Raw genomic sequence first — 20,656 nt, 5'->3', positions numbered from 1 at the left:
GGGCCGCGCCCTCGGTCGTCTCGGAATCCGGACCGTGGTCAGGGGGTACGGTGCCGGATCTTCTGAGGTTTTTGAGCATTTCGCGGTTATTGTCGGATCCCTGTACTCGAGGGTAATGAATCTGACTCGTCGGCGCCCGCGCCCGTCCGGTAGAAAGGTTCGTTACACCCCTCATCCGGGGCTCAGGGCGCGTGTGCGGCGCGCCCGGCGTTCGTACCTCCCCTGCGGGGCGGCCATCCGCCGGCAGGGCGCGGACGCGGTGCCCGCCCACCCCTCAACCAGGGAGTGGACACCCTCAGCAGATTTACGAATAAAGGGGTAAGACAAGTGGCAGCGGAGATCGTCAATCCTCGCAGCGACAGCAATGCGGGCGCGGACGAAGGGCCGGGCACGGCGCCCGACGGCACCTTCGATCCGGCCTTCGCGCTGCATCGCGGCGGCAAGATGGCCATCCAGGCCACCGTGCCGCTCCGTGACAAGGACGACCTGTCCCTCGCGTACACACCAGGCGTCGCCAAGGTGTGCAGCGCCATCGCCGAGCAGCCCGAGCTGGTGCACGACTACACCTGGAAGTCACAGGTCGTCGCCGTGGTCACGGACGGCACCGCGGTGCTCGGCCTGGGTGACATCGGCCCGGAGGCCTCCCTCCCCGTGATGGAGGGCAAGGCCATCCTCTTCAAGCAGTTCGGCGGGGTGGACGCGGTGCCGATCGCGCTGTCCACCACCGACACCGACGAGATCGTGGAGACCGTCGTCCGGCTCGCCCCGTCCTTCGGCGGCGTCAACCTGGAGGACATCTCGGCTCCCCGGTGCTTCGAGATCGAGCGCCGGCTCCAGGAAGCCCTGGACATCCCGGTCTTCCACGACGACCAGCACGGCACCGCCGTCGTCACGCTGGCCGCGCTGCGCAACGCCGCCAAGCTCACCGACCGGTCGCTCGGCGAGCTGCGGGCGGTCATCTCGGGCGCCGGCGCGGCCGGTGTCGCGATCGCCAAGATCCTCATCGAGGCGGGCATCGGGGACGTCGCGGTCTGTGACCGCAAGGGCGTCGTCTCCGCCGACCGTGGCGACCTCACCGACGTCAAGCGCGAGCTGGCCGGCTTCACCAACAAGGCCGGGCTGACCGGTTCGCTCGCGGACGCCCTGGACGGGGCGGACGTCTTCATCGGTGTGTCCGGCGGCACGGTGCCGGAGGAGGCGGTGGCGAAGATGGCGAAGAACGCGTTCGTCTTCGCGATGGCCAACCCCACCCCGGAGATCCACCCGGACGTGGCGCACAAGTACGCGGCCGTGGTCGCCACCGGGCGCAGCGACTACCCCAACCAGATCAACAACGTGCTGGCCTTCCCCGGCATCTTCGCCGGTGCCCTGCAGGTCCGGGCCGCCCGGATCACCGAGGGGATGAAGCTCGCCGCCGCCGAGGCGATCGCCGCCGTCGTCGCCGGGGAACTCGGCGCCGACCGGGTCATCCCCTCGCCGTTCGACGAGCGCGTCGCGCCCGCGGTCACCGCCGCCGTGGCGGCCGCCGCCCGCGCGGAGGGCGTGGCGCGGCGCTGACCGCCGGGGCCCGGCGTGCCGTCCGGTCGCCGTCCGGTCGCTGTCTGGTCGCCGACGCGTGCCGTCGGCGCGTGCCGGCGGACCAGCGGATCGAGAGCGACCGTAGGCGTGTGCCGTGACCGTGTGCCGTGACGTCGCCACGGGCCGGGTCCGCACCTGATACGGGGTGCGGGCCCGGCCCGTCGCCGTATGCCCCGGTGCCGGGGCGGGCAGGCGCGGTGCGTGTCACACGTCCGCCCGGTACCGCGGGGCCCGGTCGCGCCCTACGTTGGGATCATGTTTGCTGCCTATGCCGCCCGTATCGACCGTGACCAGCCGCTGAACGGCCTGGAGTTGGGGGAGCGTCCGGCCCCCGGGGTACGCCCCGGCTGGACGACCGTCAACGTCAAGGCCGCCTCCCTCAACCACCACGACCTGTGGACGCTGCGCGGGGTCGGCATCACCGAGGAGTCCCTCCCGATGATCCTCGGCTGCGACGCCGCCGGGGTCGACGCGGACGGCAACGAGGTCGTCCTGCACTCCGTCATCGGGCAGACCGGCCACGGCGTCGGCGCCCGGGAGAAGCCCTCCATCCTCACCGAGCGCTACCAGGGCACGTTCGCCGAGCAGGTCACCGTCCCCGCCTGGAACGTCCTGCCCAAGCCCGAGGAGCTGTCCTTCGAGGAGGCCGCCTGCCTGCCGACCGCCTGGCTGACCGCGTACCGCATGCTCTTCACCAACGCCGGTGTACGGCCCGGGGACAGCGTCCTGGTCCAGGGCGCGGGCGGCGGTGTCGCGACCGCGGCCATCGTCCTCGGCGCCGCCGCGGGCCTGCGGGTCTTCGCCACCAGCCGGGACGAGGCCAAGCGCAAGCGCGCACTGGAGCTCGGCGCGGAGGCGGTGTTCGCCACCGGGGAGCGGCTGCCGCGGCGGGTGGACGCGGTGATCGAGACCGTCGGCGCCGCCACCTGGTCGCACTCCGTGAAATCCCTCAAGCCCGGTGGCACGCTGGTGATTTCGGGCGCCACCAGCGGCTTCACCCCGCAGAGCGGGGAGCTCAACCGCATCTTCTTCCTGGAGCTGAAGATCGTCGGCTCGACGATGGGCAGCAAGGAGGAACTGACCGGACTGCTGAACTTCTGCGCCGCCAAGGGCATCCGCCCGGTCATCGACTCGACACTGCCGCTGGACCGTGCACGCGAGGGCTTCGCGAAGATGGCCGAGGGGGAACTGTTCGGGAAGATCGTGCTGACGGTGTGAGAGTGAGCCGCGATCGGCCTGTCAACAATCGCCCTGTCAATAACGGTTGACGGCGCGCGGCGTGTCAACGTACGTTGACACCATGACCAAGGCAACGGATCTCGCCGAGCAGGCGGGTGATCGGGACCCCAGGATCGGGCTGCGCGCCGTGGCCGCGCTCCGGCGATTGTTGGAGCAGCTCGAAGCCGTCCAGGTGCGCAGCGCCCGGGCGAAGGGCTGGTCGTGGCAGGAGATCGCGGCCGAGCTGGGGGTCAGCAGACAGGCAGTGCACAAGAAGCACGGGAGGGGCTGACCGATGTTCGAGAAGTTCACGACCGATGCGCGTGCGGTGGTGCGCGAGGCGGCCGAGCAGGCCGGGCGAACGGGCAGCAGCACGGTCGGCGAACCGGAGTTGCTGCTCGCGCTCCTGGACCGTAAAGGGTCACCGGCCGCGGCGGCACTCGGCGCGCTCGGTGTCGACAAGCGCCGGGAATCGGTGGCCGAGGCCCTCGCGACGGTCCGTCGGCGTGGGGGGATCTCGACGGCCGACGCGGTGGCACTGGCCGGGCTCGGGATCGATGTCGACGAGATCGTGGCACGGGTGGAACGGACGCACGGCGTGGGCGCCCTGGCCGTGGACGGAGCGCCCGGACGCCGGAAGCGGACGCGGCGGCCCTTCACGGCGGAGGCGAAGTCGGTGCTGGAGCGCGCCTTGCGGATCGCGGCCGGCCGCGGCGAACGCCGGCTCGGCGACGAACACCTGCTGATGGCTCTGACGGCCAGGCCGGGGCCGGCCGCGGCGGTGCTCGCCGAGCACGGGGTGACGTTCGCCGATGTGCTGCGGGTCGTGGGCGAGGGCGGAAAACCGGTGGAGCGCCGCAGGGGCCGAAACCTATCGTGACCAGGTCGAACGTACGGTGCCCTGGTCAACGGCCCAGGAGGCCGGCCCGGCTGTTGTGAGAAAGAGAGAGCTGCACGATGTCGCACCACGGATGGGCCGATGAGGGATACGGTCCCGTCGCGGACGAATTCGCGCGGAACTTCACCGAGCGAGGTGAACTCGGCGCCGCCGTCGCCGTGTACGTGGGCGGCCGCAGGGTCGTCGACCTCTGGGGCGGTGTCGCCGACGACCGGACCGGACGGGCCTGGGAAGAGGAGACCACCCTTCCGGTGATGTCCTGTGCCAAGGCGGTCATCAGCGTCTGCGCCCATCTGCTCGTACAGCAGGGGCGTCTGGATCTCGACGCGCCGATCGCCGACTACTGGCCGGAGTTCGCCCGGCACGGCAAGGAGCGGATCACCTCCCGTCAGGTGCTCGCCCACACCTCCGGGATCCCGCTCGCGGAGAAGCGGCTGACCTTCGACGAGGTGACGTCCTGGACGCCGGTGATCCGTGCGCTGGAGGAGCAGCGGCCGCTCTGGGAACCCGGCACCGCGTACGAGTACCACGCGCACGCCTTCGGCTTCCTCATCGGCGAGGTCATCCGGCGGCTCACCGGGCTGACCCCCGGCGCCTACTTCCGTAAGGCCATCGCCGACGACCTGGGGCTGCGCACCTGGATCGGCCTGCCCGAGGAGGAGGTACCGGGCATGGCCCGGCTCGTCGAGGGGGCGGGGCGGCCGGCCCTTCCGGACGCCGACGCGCTGATCATGCGGGCGCTGACGATGAACGGTGTGCTGCCGTTCCCCGGTCTCGACGATCCGCACGGCTACAACTCGCCCGCGCTGCTGACGGCTGAACTCCCCGGTGCGGGCGCGGTCTCGACGGCGCGCGGCCTGGCGGCGCTGCACGCGGCGGTGGCCACCGGCGTGGACGGCTCGGAACGGCTGCTGTCCGAGGACACCGTCACCGACGCGGTCCGGCAGCTGTCCGGCGGTCCCACCTGGTCCGGACTGCCGGACCTCGGTGCGCGCTACGGCTCCGGCTTCCTCCTCGACTCGCCGTTCCGCCGGCTGCTCGGCCCGCGCTCGTTCGGCCACAGTGGAGCGGGTGGCCAGTTCGCTTTCGGCGACGACGAGTTCGGGGTGGGCTTCGCCTACACCGCCAACATGCTGGGCGGCAGCGGCGACCAGCGGGCCGTGCGGCTCATCGGCGCGCTGCGGGAGTGCGTGGGCGCCGGGTCGGCGGAGTGAGCGACCGCGCCGGGACGGTGTAGTGAGCGGACCGCTGAGGCAGGGGTAGGGGGTAGCCGGAGCAGGCGACAACCTGGCGTGCGGTGGTGGCTGCGGCTGAGTGTGGCTGTGGCTGTGGCGGGGCGGATGCGGGTGGTGGAGGGGTGCGTCCGCCCGCCCTGCCTGCCCTTCCCGCCTCGCCGTGGCGGGAAGCGCGGGCGGTACCCGGTTGCCGGTGACGCGTGATGCGTACGCGATCGCGTAACGCGGCACGCGTCTGGGGCCGGGGCTGGGTCTGGGTCTGCGTCCGGGTCCTTGGGATTGCTCGTTCGGGTCTCGTGGATCACTCGTGGATTACTCGTCCGGGCTCGCGGAGGACGTGTACTGCTCCGGGTGCCGCAGCAGTGCGCCGATGTGGGCGGCGGCCGAGGACAGCCGGCCGCGGGACTCCTCGAGCTGGCCCGCCGTTACGCCGTGGTCGCGTGCCGCGTCCCTGAGGCCGTCGCGGAAGCGGTCCAGCAGCCGGTCGAAGTCGCGAGCCGGGTCACCGCTGGTCGGCTCATGCGCCCACTCAGGGGCCGACGGGGCCTCGGCGGCCGGGCCTTCCTGGCTGCCGTCCTTGGTCAGGTCGATGCGCTCGACGGTCACCCAAGGGGACGACGTCCCGTTGGCGCCATGGGCGCGGCCGGTGCTCTGCTGATCGGCGCTCCGCCGGCCGGAGCCCCGGGACTCGCGTTCGGTGCCGCGGGCCTCGTCGGACGACCAGTCGCCGGTGAAGCGGCCGACCTCGCGCGAGACCTCGGACAGCGCCTCGCGCACCATGCCCGTCCAGTCACCGGACCGCATGGCGTCCTGGGTCTGTTCCTGCACGCGCTTGATGACCCGCTGGACCTCCTCGCGTGCGAAGACCTGGGCGTCCCTGGCCTGCTTACGGGCCCGCTGGGCATCCTGCCGGGCACGCTTGCTCTCCTCCTTGGCCCGCCGCGCCTGTTCCTTCCACTCGTCCTTGGCGCGCCGGAACTCCTCCTTCGCCTGTCGCCAGGCCTCTTTGTCGCCGTACGCACCGTCGAAGTAGTCCGAGGCGTCCGGGAACGGCCGGCGGCCGGCGCCCTCGTCGCCGGAGGCCTCCTCACCGGAACTTTCCCCGGAACCCTTGCCGTTCCGCCCGGCCTTCCCGCCGGAGTCCGCGCGGGCCTGCCGGGCGGCTTCCCGGATCTCCCGGCGCAGATCCCGCGCCGAACCGCTCACGTCCTCCCGGATGTCGGAGGCGAGCGCGGCGACCGACTCCCTGATCTCCAGTTCCAGATCTGCCAGTTCACCGCCCCGGTCGGCGAGTTCGGCCCGGCCGGCCTCGGTGATCGAGTAGACCTTGCGGCCTCCCTCGGTCGTGTGCGTCACCAAGCCCTCGGCCGCCAGTTTGGCCAGCCGCGGGTACACCGTGCCGGCGGAGGGCGCGTACAGGCCCTGGAAGCGCTCCTCCAGGAGACGGATGATCTCGTAGCCGTGCCGCGGGGCCTCGTCCAGCAGCTTGAGGAGGTAGAGCCTGAGGCGGCCATGGGCGAAGACGGGAGGCATGCTCAGAGCACCTTCTTCTCGGCGGGCGGGTCGCTGGGGGAGTCCTCGGACGGGCCGGAGGCCGGTCCGCCGTGGGGGCCGTCGCCGAGGTCACCGCGCCCATTCTCCCCGTTCTCCCGGTCCTCGTCGTCACGGGTGGGACGGGGCACCAGGGTCAGGCTGCCGGAGACGGAGGTGACCTTGAGCGAGCCGGTGCCCGCGCCCAGCGAGCCGGTGATTCTCTTCGTACCCCACTGGCCGCTGACCCGCAGATCGTCGAAGGCGTTGGCGACCTTGCCGGACGTGGTGTTGGCCTCCACCCGTGCGTCGGCCGGATCGGGCAGTCGGATGGCGACATCCCCGGAGACCGTCGTCAGCGTGATGTCGGCGTCCTTGGCCGGGTCCAGATCGAGGATCATGTCGCCGCTGACCGAGTCGGCGCGCACCCCGCCGCCCGTGCCGTCGATGACCGTCAGGTCGCCGGAGACGGAGCTGAACCGCAGATCGCCGGTGAGCGACTGCACCTCGACATCGCCCGACACCGTCTCCGCCCGTACCGTTCCGGTCAGTCCGACGAGGGTGCTCCTGCCGGAGGCGCCTCGGACCTCCGTACGGCCCGAGATGCCGGAGACGACCGTGCCGGCGCTGATCGCGCCGACCTCGACGCGGGTGCCGGCCGGCACCGTCACCGAGATCACCGCGCTGCGGTTCCAGCCCCGGCGGTCGAGGAACTTCAGGAAATTCCGCCACGGGAGGTCCTCGTACTCGACGGACAGCGTGCCGTCGGCGCACGAGACGGTCAGCGGCGGGCCGTGCAGCTCGCTGATCTCCAGGCGGGCGGGGCCGTCGTCCGGGGTGCCGACGACATTGACCGTGCCGCCGAACACGCGGACCCGGAGCGCGCCGACCGGCTCCGTGATCTCCATCGTGCGTGGCTCGGCCACCTGCGTCGGATTCTCCGACCACGCGGACTGTGCTGACGTTCCCGACGCTGACATTCCCGGCCTCCCCTGGGTAGCACTGCAACGCAACATATCGTGTTCTCGATAAACACGATATATCGCGGGAGGGGGAAGTCAAGCGATCCCGACCCTGAGCCGTCCCTGACCTTTCCTCGTCGTTTCTCTCAGGGTTTTCCCGGTGGCTTCCGCTGCTCCGCTACTCGTCGTCGTCCTCGTCGTCCAGGCGTGCCAGCCAGGTGGCCAGGCGCTCCACCGGTACCTCGAAGTCCGGGTTCAGGTCGACGAACGTGCGCAGCTGATCGGCGAGCCAGGCGAGGGTGACCTCCTCCTCGCCGCGCCGGTTCTCCAGTTCCTCGATGCCACGGTCAGTGAAATACACGCGCTCTCCACCAGGGGTCATGGGATTTTCCCGGCCAGGATAGGCAGGCCCGCGGACCTCTCGCGCCACGGGCGCCCGGCGGCTAGCCTGATCGCCTGTCAACGGCCCTGCGGCAATGGGGAATTGCCGTCCAGGGGGAGCAGGAGGCCGTGATGCAAGATCGTGCGCAGCGCATCGAACTGCCCGATGGTACGGAGGTCTGGGCCCGGGTGTCCCGGCTGGACGTTCCGGGGCTCGACGGGGAGGACGGGGACCGGGGCGACGGGGAAGGCGGAGAATTCGAGGACGTAGGTGCGTGGGACGCGCTGGGTGCCCGCGTCGAGGGGCTCCGCGAGCTGATCGGCGGAGTGGCGGCGAGCGTCCGCCAGGCCGCTGAGCGCGTCGCCCCGCACGAGACGAGTGTGACCTTCGGCGTGGAGCTCTCGGCCAAGCCGGGCAAGGCCGTCGCCCTGCTCGCCGACGGAGAGGCGAAGGCCGGCCTCTCCGTGACGCTCACCTGGCGCCGCGACGGCGGCGCATCGGTACCGGAGGAGCGGCCCGCGACACCCGAAGGCCGCCGGGAGCCCGGGGTTGCGGAGCGCTGATGGGGCGCCCCGAGGAACCCATCGGCCGCCGCGCCGACCGCGCCCGGTACGCACACCTCCTCGACCACGCCGGACGCGCCACCGTCGGGCTGCGCGCCGGACCGGACGCGGCCGACAGCCGGCTCTGGGGCAGCGGTGTGCTGATCGCGCCAGGCTGGGTGCTGACCTGTGCCCATGTGCTCGATGAGCGCGACGGGCGGCCTCGTGGCGCGGACGCGAACGGGATCGTCGGGGTGGTCGGGGGTTCGTTCGGCGGCCGGGTGGTGGCCGCGCGCCGGGCGTACGACCTGAGCCGGCCCGACCCGGAGGCCGGACGTGCCGCGGCCCGCACCGATCTCGCCCTGGTGCGTCTGCTCGACCCGGAGACCCGGCACCCGTGCGCCTGGCTCAGCGATCAGCCCGCGACGCTCCTGGAGGACGCGTACATCTTCCGTGGGCATGATCAGCAGGGCCGAAGCGATCAGCAGGGTGACGCATCCCTCTCCTTCGCGCCCTCCCCCTCCCCGGCCCCGCCCGCCGTTCCGGTGGATCCCTTCATCGCCGTCCGGTTCGGTGCCCGGGACGCCCGTGGTCTGCAGTTCGGCAGCGATGTCCGGGTGACGCCCGGAGCGTCCGGCGGGCCGTTGCTCGACTGCGACCGCGGAGAGGTGGTCGGCATCGTCAAGGGCCGCCATCAGCAGGACCACGTGGGGCTCGCGGTGCCGGTCACGGCGCTGCGCGGGCTGGGCCGCGAGCATCTGGTCGAGGGCGCCGGGGAAGCCGAGGACCTCGGGCCCGACCCGTACCACGCGTTGCTGAGCCTGCACGACCGCTGGCACTGGGCCGGTCAGGACCTCGGCCGGGCCGGCGAGCCCACCTGGTTCGATGCCCAGCGGGCGATCATGGCGGGCCGTGGTCGGCTGTGGGGCGTACAGGAGCGGCTGCAGGCGCTCGATCTGCTCGCCCGCCTGCCCGCACCGCGCGACCCGCTGATGGTGGAGGCCGCGGTGGGTGAGGTACTGGAGCGCGGGGAGCGGCCCGGCCCCTGGTCGCTGCGTACGTGGCGGGACGGCCATGGGGCGCTCTATCAGGGCAGCGACCCGTACACCGAACTGCGGGTCTTCGTGCACTATCTGCGGATCGTGGCCCAGGTGACGGCCGACGAGGTGCGCGACGTACCGGGTGAACGGGCCGCGGCGGTACGCGAAGAGGCGGACCGGCTGGCGGAGTTCGTCCGGGCCAAGGCGGTCGTGCTGGAGCCGCAGGACCGCCGCAGGATCGGGCCGGTGCGCCGGAGGCCGCGCTCCGTGCTCGTGGAGTTCGAGCCGCTCCACTACGGGGAGGGCGCGCACGAGCTCTACAACTGGTCGGTCAGCGAGGGCTACGGCCAGGGGCGGTGGCTGCGGGTGGATGTCCAGGAGGCGGCCGGCGGGGTGCCCTTCGAGAAGGCGCAGGAGCAGGTGCTGCGGCGGCTCGGCGGCCGGCTGCTCCAGGCCGACGGCGCCGCCGGGCCGGGTTTCCGGGTACGCCTGGAGGTCGCCGTCCCCGAAGGCCGCTGGCATACCGCCGCCGGGCAGTGGGAGGTCGCCGCTTCGACGCGGCGCACCGCCCGGCTCCGGCCGGTGGGCCCGGTGCGCGCGGTGATCCTGCGCGACCAGGGGCGGCCGCTCGACCCGGCCTGGCTGCGCCGCTGGCAGGGCCTCGCCGAGGCCCCCGCGCTGCGGGCGCTGCGCATCCTGCCGTCCGAGGGCGCCGGCGCGCGCCCGGGCGCCGGTTCCGCCGAATCGTTCTGGCGGCTGCTGGAGACGGCGGACGAGGGGGCGCTGCCCGCGCTGTGCCATCCGGTCGCCGACGGGTTCGGACGGGACGCGGTGGGCGCTGTCCTGGACACCGGCTTCCCGGCCGCCCTGTGGCAGGCCGGCGGCCACGGCGGGGAGCACGGGTGCGACGCCTCCTGCGAGGAATTCCACCGGGGGATACGGGAGTTGCTGGCGGGGTCGGACGGGGTGGACCGGCTGCCCGAGCTGGTCAGGGAGCTGCGCGCGAAGGCGGCGGAGGCCGCGGAGGAGGGCGCGCGCTGGGCCCGGGACCTGGTGCTCCTCTATGACGACCCGGAGGACCCGATACCGCAACTGTGCGCGGACCGGCCCCAGGTGTCGCCGTGACCGCGGGGCGGAGTGTGAAGGGGGTCCGGAGCCGCTCCGGGGCGGCCGGGCGCCGGTGCGCGCCCCGCGAGCCGTGGGCGCGCCCGGCGCTCGCCCCGGGGCCACGGGATGTTCTCTCCGGAGGGAGCCGGGGAAGAGAGGCAAGTGGCGGGAGTTTCACGGTACTTGACCGTCCCGCGATGTCATGGCGCGAGACCGGAAAACGCCCCGGATGCTTCCGTGCGACCGGTTACTGTCATAGCGTCGTGGAAGACTTGTTCGTGATGACGTGACGACGTGATGGCGCGTGATGACGTGAGTGTGTGCGGCGGACGCGGGGGAAGGCCGGGGCGTGTGCCGACGTCTCCGGCGGTCCTCCCGGTTCAGCGCTCCTGACCGAATGCCGGGCCGGCGACGAGGAGTTCCGACGTGAGCGACTGGCTCATCTACCGTGGCGCGGGGGCACCGCACGACGGCATCGAGCACCTTCCGCCGCCACCCCCATGGCGCGATTTCGACGGCGGCCCCTTGGTGGCACCGCCCGTCCCGCTCGACCCCGCCTCCGAGCGCAGGCTCGGCGTGCGGCACCGCGAGGCCAGCCACCACCGCCCCGGCGACACCGAGCGCGAGCTGGTCAACGCCGCGCTCTATCTGCGCAGACCACTGCTGGTGACCGGCGCACCGGGCAGTGGCAAGAGCACCCTGGCGCACGCCGTCGCGTACGAGCTCGGCCTGGGCCGGGTGCTCAGCTGGCCGGTCGTCAGCCGGAGTACGCTCCGCGACGGCCTGTACGACTACGACGCCATCGGCCGCCTCCAGGACCTCCAGATAGCCCGTGCCGCCACCGCCGCCGGACCCGGTGGCGACGCCGGCGCCGGGGCGGCCGACGAGCCCGGCAGTGATCCGGCAGACGAGCCCGGCGGCGGCATCGGCCGCTATATCCGCCTCGGCCCGCTGGGTACGGCCCTGCTGCCCGCCGCCCGGCCCCGCGTGCTGCTCGTCGACGAACTCGACAAGAGCGACATCGATCTGCCCAATGACCTCCTGAACGTCCTGGAGGAAGGGGAGTTCAGGATTCCGGAGCTGGAGCGGCTGGCCGGATCCGCCCCCGAGGTACCCGTCCTCAGCGACGACGGCACCCGCGTGACGGTCCGCGACGGCCGGGTGCGCTGCCACGCCTTCCCCTTCATCGTCCTGACCAGCAACGGTGAACGGGACTTCCCGGCACCCCTGTTGCGCCGCTGCATCCACCTGCATATCCCGGCCCCCGACAAGGAGCGGCTGGCCGGCATGGTGCGGGCCCACTTCGGCGAGGGCGCCGCCGAGCGCTACGAAGCGGTGATCGACCGCTTCCTGGACCGCGAACCGGGCGATGTGCGCGCCGTCGACCAGCTCTTCAACGCCATCCACCTCACCCAGAAGGCAGGTTGGACGGACGGGGACGAGGAGGAGACCCGACGGCGCCTGACGGTGGAGCTGATGCGGCCGCTCGACCGGACGAGGTGACTGCCGTGCCGCCCGGGGAGCCCGGTGCCGGGCCCCTCGACGAGCTGGTCGGCCGGCTGACCGCGGCGGGGCTGCCCGCCGATGCGCGGGCGATGGCCGACGCCCTCTGGCTCGCCCAGTGGATCACACCGGACGAGCCGGCGGCCGGGGAGGCCGCCGATGCCGAAGCGGCCGGCGCGGACCGGCCGGACGGCGCGGATCCGGCCGCTTTCCGGGTGGGACCGGCCGCCCCGGGTGTGCCCCCGCGCGCGGGGGAGGACCCGGCGTACGACGGCGGACCGCTGCCCGGCGGCGCCTCCGAAGAGGACGGGGCGGACGGCCCCGCCCTCCGGGACGGCCCCCGCCGCCGGATCGCCGAACTGCTGCCTGCCCAGGACGAGAGGGGCCTCGACCCGGACCGCCACCGCCTCGGCGAGGTCGCCGTCCCGATCGCCTCCGCGTTCGACGGAACGCTGCCGTTGCAGCGCGCCCTGCGCCCCGTCCAGCGCTACCGCCCGCCGTCCGCCCCGCTCCGCCACCGCCTCGACGAGCCCGCCACCGCCGAGCTCTCCGCGCACGCCGAAATGATCATTCCGGTGCTGCGCGGGGTGCATCGCCGCGCCGCCGCCCTGCGGCTCCTGATGGACGGATCGTCCTCGATGGCCGTCTGGGAGCAGCTGCTGCACGACCTGCGCCAGGTCTGCGAACGGGTGGGCGCCTTCCGGGACGTCACGGTGCACTACCTCCACCCCCATGGCGCGGACGTCGGCGTCACGGTGGCCCCGGGCCCGGGCCACCCGCCGCGCCCCGCCGACCAGTTGCACGACCCCACGGGACACCACCTCACCCTCGTCATCAGCGACTGCGCCGGGCCCCTCTGGCGGGACGGCCGGATGCAGCGGCTGCTCTACCGCTGGGCGGCCGACGCCCCGCTCGCCGTCGTCCAGCCGCTGCCCCAGCGGATGTGGGCGCGTACGCTGCTGCCCGCCGTCCCCGGCACCCTCGTCCGCCGCCAGGGCCCCTATCAGGCACTCGACTTCACCCCCGCCAGGCGCCGCCGGCGGCCCGCGAACCCGGGTGCGGCGCCCGGAGCGCCCCGCGAACGCGCCATTCCGGTGCTGTCCGCCACCCCGTCCGCCCTCAGCTCCTGGGCCCGGCTGGCCGCCGCCGAGGCAGGTCTCGCGCTGCGCGGCGCGGCCTCGGTCGTCCGTGCCGACCACGGTTCCGCGGTGGTCCCGCCCGCCCCGCCGTCGACGACCGGCTCCGGCGAACCAGCCCGGATGGTCCGCGAGTTCGACCAGCAGGCCTCGCCCGCCGCCCGGCTGCTCGCCGTGCACCTCTCGGCCGTCCCGCTGGCCCTGCCCGTCATCCAGCTCGTCCAGCGCGCGATGCTGCCGCAGACCGGCCCGGCCGAGCTCGCCGAGGTGCTGCTCAGCGGCCTGATCGCCCAACTCCCGCCGAAGGACGGGTCGTCCGGGGCGCGGGTATCGCCCTGTTCTCCAAGAGGTTCTTCACGAGGTTCTTCAAGAGAGCGGGGCAAGGGTACGGACACCGGCCCCTGGTACGACTTCGTGCCCGGCGTCCGCGACGAACTCCTCGGCCGGCTCAGCGCCGGTGAGGCGGCCCTGATCCTCAAACACTGCTCGCTCTACATCGAGCGCACCTTCGGGCGCAGCGCCCGCAACTTCCCGGCCGTCGCGGTCGCCATGCTCTCCGGCAGCGGCCGCGAGCCGGAGACCGGCCAGCGCGCCGTCCCCGAACCCTTCGCCCGGGTCTCCGAACGCGTGCTGCGCCGCTTCGAACCGGCCCTGCGCCCGCCCGACCCGCCGCCGTACATCGCCGACGGCCCGGCCTCGGAGGGCGCGTCCCTCCTCCAGCGCTACGAGCGGGACCGTACCGTCCGGGATCTGATCGAGGCCGTCCGCCTGCTGCGCGCCGCCGCCGAACGCCTGCCGCCGGCCGGCACCGACCTCGCCCGCGCCCTGCTGCACGCCTGGGCGCGATGGCGCCAGCCGGACGCCCTGGAGGAGGCCGAACGTGCCGCCCGGGCGGCGCTCCGGGCCGCCCGGGGGGAAGCGGCCGCCGAGGGCACCGACGGGGGCGAGGAGACCGGGGGCGAGGAGACCGGGGACGACGCGACCAGGGACGCCGAGCGCACCCGGGCGCTGATCGTGCTCGGCCGGGTCGCCCACGCCCGGGCCCGCGAACGCCGCTCCGCCGGTATCCCGGACGAGGAACGCACCGCCCTCACCGAGTCCGCCCGCTGTCTGCGGGCCGCCTGCGGGCTGATGAGCCTGATCGACCCCCGTGTCCTGGAGAGCATGGTGCTGCGTACCGAGGTCCTGCGGCGACTGGCCGCGCTGCCCGAGCCGGAGGGCGCACGTCCGGAGAGCGCTGGGCCGGAGGGTGCTGGGCCGGACGAGGGCCCCGCCCGCGCTCCCGAAGGCGCCCCCGACCCTCTCGTCGAGGCCGAACGCTCCCTCACCACCCTCCTCGACCAGTGGCCCAGCGGCGAGCAGGTCCCCGGGGAGGCCTACGCCGCCCGGGGCGCGGTGCTGCTCGACCAGGCCCGGCGGGCCGCCGCGGTCCCCACGGCCGCCAAGGACCAGGGCAGTGTGCCCGTACCGGAGCGCCCGGGCCCCGCCGAGGCGCTGGCGGTGCGGGCCGCCGACGACCTCGACACCGCCGTCCTCCTGCTGCGCCGCCGCGGCAGCACCGCCGACCGGCTGGTCTGCGAGACCCTGCTGGACCTGGCCGCGGCCCGCCAGCTGCACGGCGGCGCGGTGCTGCCGTCCGTGCTGCCCACCCTCGAACGTGCCCGGGAGATGGCCCGCGCCCTCGACGACCCGGTGCTGGAGGCCGACAGCCTGCGCCGTACGGCCGCCGCCCAGCGCGCCGTCCACACCCGTACGGGCTCACCGGCTGCGCTGGACGCCGCCATCGCCGCGCTCGCCGCCGCGCTCCGCCTGACCGCTCCCGATTCCCCCGAGCACAGCGCACTGCTCGCCGAACGCGGCGCGGCGTTGCTCCTGCGCGCCCGTATGGAGCCGGCCGACGACCTCGGCAAGCGGCTGGCCGATGAGGCCGTGCACGTCCTCCGGGAGGCGCTGGCCCGGGTCTCCCCGCAGGACCCCGACCTCGGCAGCCACCGGCTGCTGTTCGGCCGTGCCCTGCGGCTGCGGCACGAACGCCAGCCCTCGCTCGCCGATCTGCACGAGGCCGACTGGATCCTGGAACTGGCCGCCCGTGGCGCGGACGTCCCGGACACCGTCTGCGCCGAGGCCTGGCTCGAAGTCGGCGATGTGCAGCTCCTGTTGGACCGCCGGTTCGACTCCCAGGAGCGCCACGACCGGGCCGCCGCGTGCTACCGCCGGGCCGCCGCGGCCGCCACCAGGGCAGGCAGCGCCCTGCTGGCCGCCCGCGCCCACCACCGCCGCGCCGGGGTCCTGGAGATCACCGCGGGCCCGCGCACCGCGCTGCACGCCTACCGCGAGAGCTGGGAACAGTGGCAGCGTGCCGCCGAGGACACCGGCCCCGAGGCCCAGCGCACCCGCGCCCGGATGCGCGCCCTCGAGTCCACCGCCTGAGCGCCCCCGGATCCGGACGGTCCGCCGGTCGTCCGGAGTCCGCCCGTGTTTCCGTGGACGGGAGTACGGGAACAGGAACGTCCAGCCGGCCCAGAGGAGAGCAGTGTGGCGACCACCCCCCGCACCGAACCGGCTACCGCCGCCCCGCCCGGGCCGTCGACCGAGCCGCTGCCGGACTTCGCCGGGGTCGATGTGGGCGCGCTGGCCACGCGGAACGACCATCCGGTACTGGGCGCCGTGGCGACGCTGCTGCTGCGCAACTGGCCCTCGGCCCGGGACGCGGTGGCGTACTACGAGGACAGCCCGAACATGCGCTGACCACCGGGGGAGGCGGTCCCGGAAGCGGTGGTTTCTGGGCAACATGCCGTGGAATCAGGACAGTTGTCGCCGCAGATGCCCGGCTGCCCGTTGGCGGGGCCGCGGGCCGGGCAGGAACCCGTTCGGACGGGGCCGGGCAGGAAACCCCGTCGGACGGACGAGACACCACGGATAAGACACCACGGATGAGACACGTCGGACAGACGGACGAGATGCGTCGGACAGTGGTCGGTCACGGCCAGTGGACGGGTACGGGCCAGTGGACGGGTACGGGGCAGGGGCGGAGCGGGCGGCCCGCGGCCCGTACCGCGAGGGCAGGGGGCGATGCGTGGCGGGGGAGAAGACGACCGGCCGGACCGCGGCCGTTACCGTGCCCTTCCGGCAGTTCGTCCTGAAGGTCCACAGCAGCTGCAACCTCGCCTGCACCTACTGCTACATCTACGCCGGCCCCGACCAGACCTGGCGCCGGCGCCCACGGACCGTCCCGCCCGCCACCGTCCGGCAGACCGCGCTGCGCATCGCCGAACACGCCCGCACCCACCGGCTGCGCGAGGTCCGCATCGATCTGCACGGCGGTGAGCCGCTGCTCACCGGCCCCGGTCCGCTGCTCGACCAGGCCGCCGCCGTCCGCGCCGCGCTGCCGCCCGGCTGCACCGCCGACTTCGCCGTCCAGACCAATGGCACGCTGCTGACCCGGAGCGTGATCGACACGCTGGGCGCGGCCGGCTTCCGGATCGGCCTCAGCCTCGACGGCGGCACCCCCGGGCTCAACCGCCGCCGCGTCGACCACGCCGGACGGCCCTCCTGGCCCGCGGCCGCCCGCGCCGCCGGCCTGCTCCGCGACCGTCCCGACGCCTACGCGGGCATCCTCTGCACCATCGACATCACCTCCGACCCCACCGAGGTCTACCGCTCGCTGTGCGCGCTGGACCCCCCGATGCTCGACTTCCTGCTGCCGCACGCCAACTGGTCCAGCCCGCCGCCCGCCCCCCTCGGCCCGGCCGGCGGCACCCCGTACGGCGACTGGCTGTGCACCGTCTTCGACCTGTGGTGGGACGGCGGACCCGGGCCCCGGGTACGGGTGTTCACCGAGATCCTCGGCCTCCTGCTGGGCCGCCCCAGCTCCAGCGAGGCGGTCGGCCTCTCCCCGGTCGTCGCCCTGATCGTGGACACCGACGGCGCCATCGAACAGGTGGACTCGCTCAAGTCCGCCTATGAGGGCGCCGCCGCCACCGGTCTGGACGTCTTCCGCCACAGCTTCGACGACGCCCTGGCACACCCCGGGATGGCCGCCCGCCGGGCCGGGCGGGACGGGCTCGCCGCGGCGTGCCGGAGCTGCGCCCTGGTGGACGTGTGCGGCGGCGGGAACTACGCCCACCGCTACCGCGCGGACTCCGGCGGCTTCCGCAACCCGTCCGTGTACTGCGCCGACCTGGAACGCCTGATACGGCATATCGCCGCCCGGCTGGCCGCCGCCGTGGCGCTCAACTGACCTGTCCCCTGGATGACCTGACGCACTGTCGTCCTACGGAGCGGCACTTGGGCTATCGTGCGAAAGAAGCCAGGGCGTGCCCGACGAAGCACCCTCCGCACGCGCGCAGCATCGCACCTCAGGGAGACGATCGCATGGTCGATCAGTCCATTTCTTCTGGTTCTTCTGGTTCTTCCGGCGCCCGCCCCGGTGCCGCGGGTGCCGCCGGTTCGTCCGGTCCCGATGGTGCGTCACGCTCCGCCGGTTCGCCGGGCCCCGCCGATGCCGCGGCCCCGCGGGAGCACATCACCATCAGCTACGCGGGCTTCGCCCGGCCATGGGCCGCGTGGATCTCCCACCAGCTGGAGCAGCAGGGCCACGGCACGACCCTGCTGCGCTGGGACCCCCATGTGGACACCGAACTGACCGAGGAGCTGTCGGGGCTGCTGGCGGCCGAGGGCCGGCTGCTGATGGTGCTGGACGACTGGTACTTCCGGCTGGGACCCAAGACGCCGGACGAGTGGACGGCCGCGCTGCGGCAGGTGGTACCCGCCCACGCCGACCGGTTCGCCGCGGTCAGCGTGGCCACCCAGAGCCTGCCCGCCACGGCGTCCCTGCTGCGCCCCGCCGACCTCCGCGACCTGGACGCCCGCGAGGCCGGCCGCCGGCTGCTCCAGCGGCTGGGCCTCGGAGCGCCGGACCGCACCGCCGACGAGAACACCCCCGGCGAGCCCCGCTTCCCCAACAACCCTCCCGAGATCTGGAACATCCCCCGCCGCAACAACCGCTTCACCGGCCGCGACGGCGTCCTGGAGGAGCTGCACGGCAAGCTGGCGGGCCCCGGCGTGACCGCCGGCCCGCCGATGGAGACCCGTATCGCGCTGTACGGCACCTCCGGCGTCGGCAAGAGCCAGATCGCCGCCGAATACGCCCACCGCTTCGGCAACGACTACGACGTGGTGTGGTGGATCAGCGCCACCAACCGCGGCGCCGCCCGCGAACAGCTCGCCGAACTGGCCACCCGGCTCGGCCTCCGGGTGGGCCGTGAGCTGGGCGACCGGATCCGCGCCGTCCACGAAGCGCTGCGCATCGGCCGCCCCTACGGCCGCTGGCTGCTGATCTTCGACAGCGCCGACGACATGGAGCAGGTCGAGGACCTGATCCCCGACGGCCGCGGCCACGTCCTGATCACCACGCTCACCCGCGACTGGTCGGGATCCGGCAGCGCCCAGGAGATCGAGGTACTGCCCTTCGCCCGCGTCGAGTCCGTCGCCTACGCCCGCCGGCGCGCCCCGCGGCTCAGCGCGGTCGAGGCCGACCTGCTCGCCGAGGCCGTCCAGGACCTGCCGCTGCTGCTCGCCCAGACCGCCGCCTGGCTCGACGCCAACCCGATGTCCCCCAAGGAGTACATCGAGCTGATCCGCCGGGGCGAGCCCAGCCTCGTCGGCATCCGGATCTCCTCCGACTACCCCATGGCCTTCCAGACGAGCTGGGCCATAACCCTCAACACCCTGCGCGAGCGCAGCCCCGCGGCCGTCGAACTCCTCAAGCTCTTCGCGTTCTTCGCCCCGGACGCCATCCCGGTCCCGATGCTCGCCAGGGCCCGCCGCGGCGACCTGCCCGAGCACCTCGTGGACCTGGCCGCCGAACCGATCAGCTGGAACACCGCACTGCGCCGGCTGACCGAGTCCACCGCCGTACGCCTCGACTACCAGGTCTCCGAGGACGACGACCCGGCCGTGGAGACCGCGCAGATGCACCGGCTCTACCACCGGTTCCTGCGCGGCGACATGACCGAGGACGAACGCGACCAGATGTCGGCGACCGCCTGCCGGGTGCTGGTCAGCGCCGACCCGCAGGACGCCGCCGACACCCGCTGCTGGGAGCGCTACGCCGAACTCACCCCGCATCTGGAGCCGGCCGGCGTCCTCGACAGCCCCGACCCGGCCGTCCAGCAACTGCTGCTCAACTGCGTCGAATACCTGAAGGTGCGTGGCGAGTACCGGATCGGGCTGCGGCTGTGCGAACAGTTCATGTCCCGCTGGCGCACCCGGCTCGAACCCACCCAGCGCACCATGCTCGTCCTCACCCACCAGCACGCCAACATGCTGCGCCGGCTCGGCCGCTACCGGGAGGCCGAGGCGGTCGGCAGCGCCGTCGTCGACCAGCTCGCCGCCGAACGCGCCCCCTCCGACGCCGACCTGCTCCGGGCCCAGGACGGCCTGGCCGGCACGCTGATCGCGCTCGGCTCGTACGAAGAGGCCCATGAGCTCTTCGACGCCGTGTGGCGGGCCTACACCGAGCTGCTCGGCCCGGAGGCGCCGCGCACCCTCTCCTCCCGGCACAACCTCGGCAATGTCTTCGCCCTGCTCGGCCGCTACGAGGAAGCACTGGTCACCCACCGCGAGGTGCTGGCGGTCCGCGAACGCGAGCTGCGCAACCGCCACCACCTCACCCTCAACGCGGGTACCGCCTACGCCCGGATGCTGCGCCTGATGGGCCGCTACCGCGACGCCACCTCCACCCAGGAGCTCAACGCCCGCCTGCACCACCAGGTGATGGGCGCGCACACCCCGCAGACGCTGCGCGCCGAGCACAACCTCGCGCTGTGCTGGCGCCGCACCGGCGAGGTCGCCAAAGCCGCGTCCCTGCTGGCCGATGTCGTCGAGCGCTCCCGCCGGGTCCAGGAGCCGCGTCACCCCGAGACCTTGATGGTCCTCGCCGACCAGGCCACCTTCCTGCGGGAGCACGGCGATCTCGGGCAGGCCCGCGACCTCGCCGAGGAGGTCGCCGAGCGCTACCGGACGCTGGCCGGCGAGTGCCACCCGTACACCGTCGGCACCCTCGGCAACGTCGGGCTGGTCCGCGGGGCGTTCGGGGAGGCGGCGGACGCGCTGGAGATCGCCGAACGGGTGCTGCGCGCGATGACCCGGGTCATGGGCCCGGACCACCCCTGGACCCTGGGCTGCGCACTGAACGCCGGCGCCGCCCGAAGCCGGGTCGACGACGAGGACGGCGCGGTGGAACTGGGCCGCGACACCCTGGCCCGCGCCAAGGTGATCCTCGGCGATCCCCACCCGCTGACCCTCTCCGCGAAGACCGCCCTGGCCGAGGACCTGCGGGCGCTCCACCGCGGCGGCAGCCGGGGCGGCCGGGAGGCGGCGGAACTGGAGCAGGAGGCGATCCAGCAGCTCTCCGACACACTGGGCGCCGACCACCCGCACACCCTCTCCGCCCGGCGCCGTCGCCGCCCGTACTGGGACTTCGAACCGCAGCCCGTCTGAGCCCCGCTCCTCGACGGCTTAC

15 protein-coding genes are annotated in these 20,656 nt (G+C 73.5%); 12 read left to right on the top strand and 3 right to left on the bottom strand.

Translation table 11 applies throughout. The features are described from left to right. Positions 1–327 precede the first annotated feature (327 nt). The 5 genes from ACFY12_RS01910 (at position 328) to ACFY12_RS01890 (ending at position 4,908) form a co-directional block, all read left to right on the top strand. Positions 328–1,557: an NADP-dependent malic enzyme gene (locus ACFY12_RS01910; protein WP_390713729.1), complete on the top strand. Its 1,230-nt coding sequence runs from the start codon at positions 328–330 to the stop codon at positions 1,555–1,557. 276 nt (positions 1,558–1,833) lie between these two features. Further along, positions 1,834–2,796, top strand: a complete 963-nt coding sequence (locus ACFY12_RS01905; protein ID WP_390713728.1) for a zinc-binding dehydrogenase — start codon at positions 1,834–1,836, stop codon at positions 2,794–2,796. 82 nt (positions 2,797–2,878) lie between these two features. Further along, positions 2,879–3,088, top strand: coding sequence for a helix-turn-helix domain-containing protein (locus tag ACFY12_RS01900; RefSeq protein WP_390713727.1), 210 nt, complete (start codon positions 2,879–2,881; stop codon positions 3,086–3,088). A gap of 3 nt (positions 3,089–3,091) precedes the next feature. Further along, complete coding sequence (locus ACFY12_RS01895; protein ID WP_390713726.1) at positions 3,092–3,676, top strand: Clp protease N-terminal domain-containing protein; 585 nt, start codon at positions 3,092–3,094, stop codon at positions 3,674–3,676. Positions 3,677–3,753: 77 nt separating this feature from the next. Next, the gene (locus ACFY12_RS01890; RefSeq protein WP_390713725.1) at positions 3,754–4,908 is read left to right on the top strand and encodes a serine hydrolase domain-containing protein; all 1,155 of its coding nucleotides are present in this window, start codon (positions 3,754–3,756) and stop codon (positions 4,906–4,908) included. Positions 4,909–5,241: 333 nt separating this feature from the next. Here ACFY12_RS01890 and ACFY12_RS01885 read toward each other — a convergent pair whose 3' ends face one another. The 3 genes from ACFY12_RS01885 to ACFY12_RS01875 form a co-directional block, all read right to left on the bottom strand. Further along, positions 5,242–6,462 (bottom strand): helix-turn-helix transcriptional regulator, encoded by a 1,221-nt coding sequence (locus ACFY12_RS01885; RefSeq protein WP_390713724.1) that lies wholly within the window; start codon positions 6,460–6,462, stop codon positions 5,242–5,244. Between the two features lie 2 nt (positions 6,463–6,464). Next, positions 6,465–7,439 (bottom strand): DUF4097 domain-containing protein, encoded by a 975-nt coding sequence (locus ACFY12_RS01880; protein ID WP_390713723.1) that lies wholly within the window; start codon positions 7,437–7,439, stop codon positions 6,465–6,467. 160 nt (positions 7,440–7,599) lie between these two features. Next, positions 7,600–7,782 (bottom strand): DUF6104 family protein, encoded by a 183-nt coding sequence (locus ACFY12_RS01875; RefSeq protein ID WP_390713722.1) that lies wholly within the window; start codon positions 7,780–7,782, stop codon positions 7,600–7,602. A 152-nt stretch (positions 7,783–7,934) separates the two neighbouring features. Between ACFY12_RS01875 and ACFY12_RS01870 the strand changes: the two genes are divergently transcribed. The 7 genes from ACFY12_RS01870 to fxsT all read left to right on the top strand — a co-directional run bounded on the left by ACFY12_RS01870 (position 7,935) and on the right by fxsT (position 20,634). Then, on the top strand, positions 7,935–8,366 hold the full coding sequence (locus tag ACFY12_RS01870) for a CU044_2847 family protein (RefSeq protein WP_390713721.1): 432 nt from the start codon (positions 7,935–7,937) through the stop codon (positions 8,364–8,366). Beyond that, positions 8,366–10,510, top strand: a complete 2,145-nt coding sequence (locus ACFY12_RS01865) for a trypsin-like peptidase domain-containing protein (protein ID WP_390713720.1) — start codon at positions 8,366–8,368, stop codon at positions 10,508–10,510. The genes ACFY12_RS01870 and ACFY12_RS01865 overlap by 1 nt, the downstream gene beginning before the upstream one ends. 408 nt (positions 10,511–10,918) lie before the next feature. Then, the gene (locus ACFY12_RS01860; protein WP_390713719.1) at positions 10,919–11,995 is read left to right on the top strand and encodes an AAA family ATPase; all 1,077 of its coding nucleotides are present in this window, start codon (positions 10,919–10,921) and stop codon (positions 11,993–11,995) included. Next, positions 11,992–15,561 carry an SAV_2336 N-terminal domain-related protein gene (locus ACFY12_RS01855; RefSeq protein ID WP_390713718.1) on the top strand — a complete coding sequence of 1,190 codons (3,570 nt, stop codon included), beginning with the start codon at positions 11,992–11,994 and terminating at the stop codon, positions 15,559–15,561. Before ACFY12_RS01860 ends, ACFY12_RS01855 begins: the two co-directional genes overlap by 4 nt. 105 nt (positions 15,562–15,666) lie before the next feature. Beyond that, entirely contained in the window at positions 15,667–15,879 is a 213-nt protein-coding gene (locus ACFY12_RS01850) for a YxD-tail cyclophane-containing RiPP peptide (RefSeq protein ID WP_390713717.1), read from the top strand. Between the two features lie 328 nt (positions 15,880–16,207). Further along, positions 16,208–17,371, top strand: coding sequence for an FxsB family cyclophane-forming radical SAM/SPASM peptide maturase (locus ACFY12_RS01845; protein WP_390713716.1), 1,164 nt, complete (start codon positions 16,208–16,210; stop codon positions 17,369–17,371). Positions 17,372–17,505: 134 nt separating this feature from the next. Further along, positions 17,506–20,634: an FxSxx-COOH system tetratricopeptide repeat protein gene (gene fxsT, locus ACFY12_RS01840; protein ID WP_390713715.1), complete on the top strand. Its 3,129-nt coding sequence runs from the start codon at positions 17,506–17,508 to the stop codon at positions 20,632–20,634. Positions 20,635–20,656: the final 22 nt, after the last annotated feature.

Origin of the sequence: Streptomyces sp. NPDC001339, assembly GCF_042895955.1 — a bacterium.
In the GTDB taxonomy this organism is placed as follows: Bacteria; Actinomycetota; Actinomycetes; order Streptomycetales; family Streptomycetaceae; genus Streptomyces.
The sequence above is the reverse complement of the archived record's forward strand: the minus strand, read 5'-3'. Positions and strand labels throughout refer to the sequence as shown.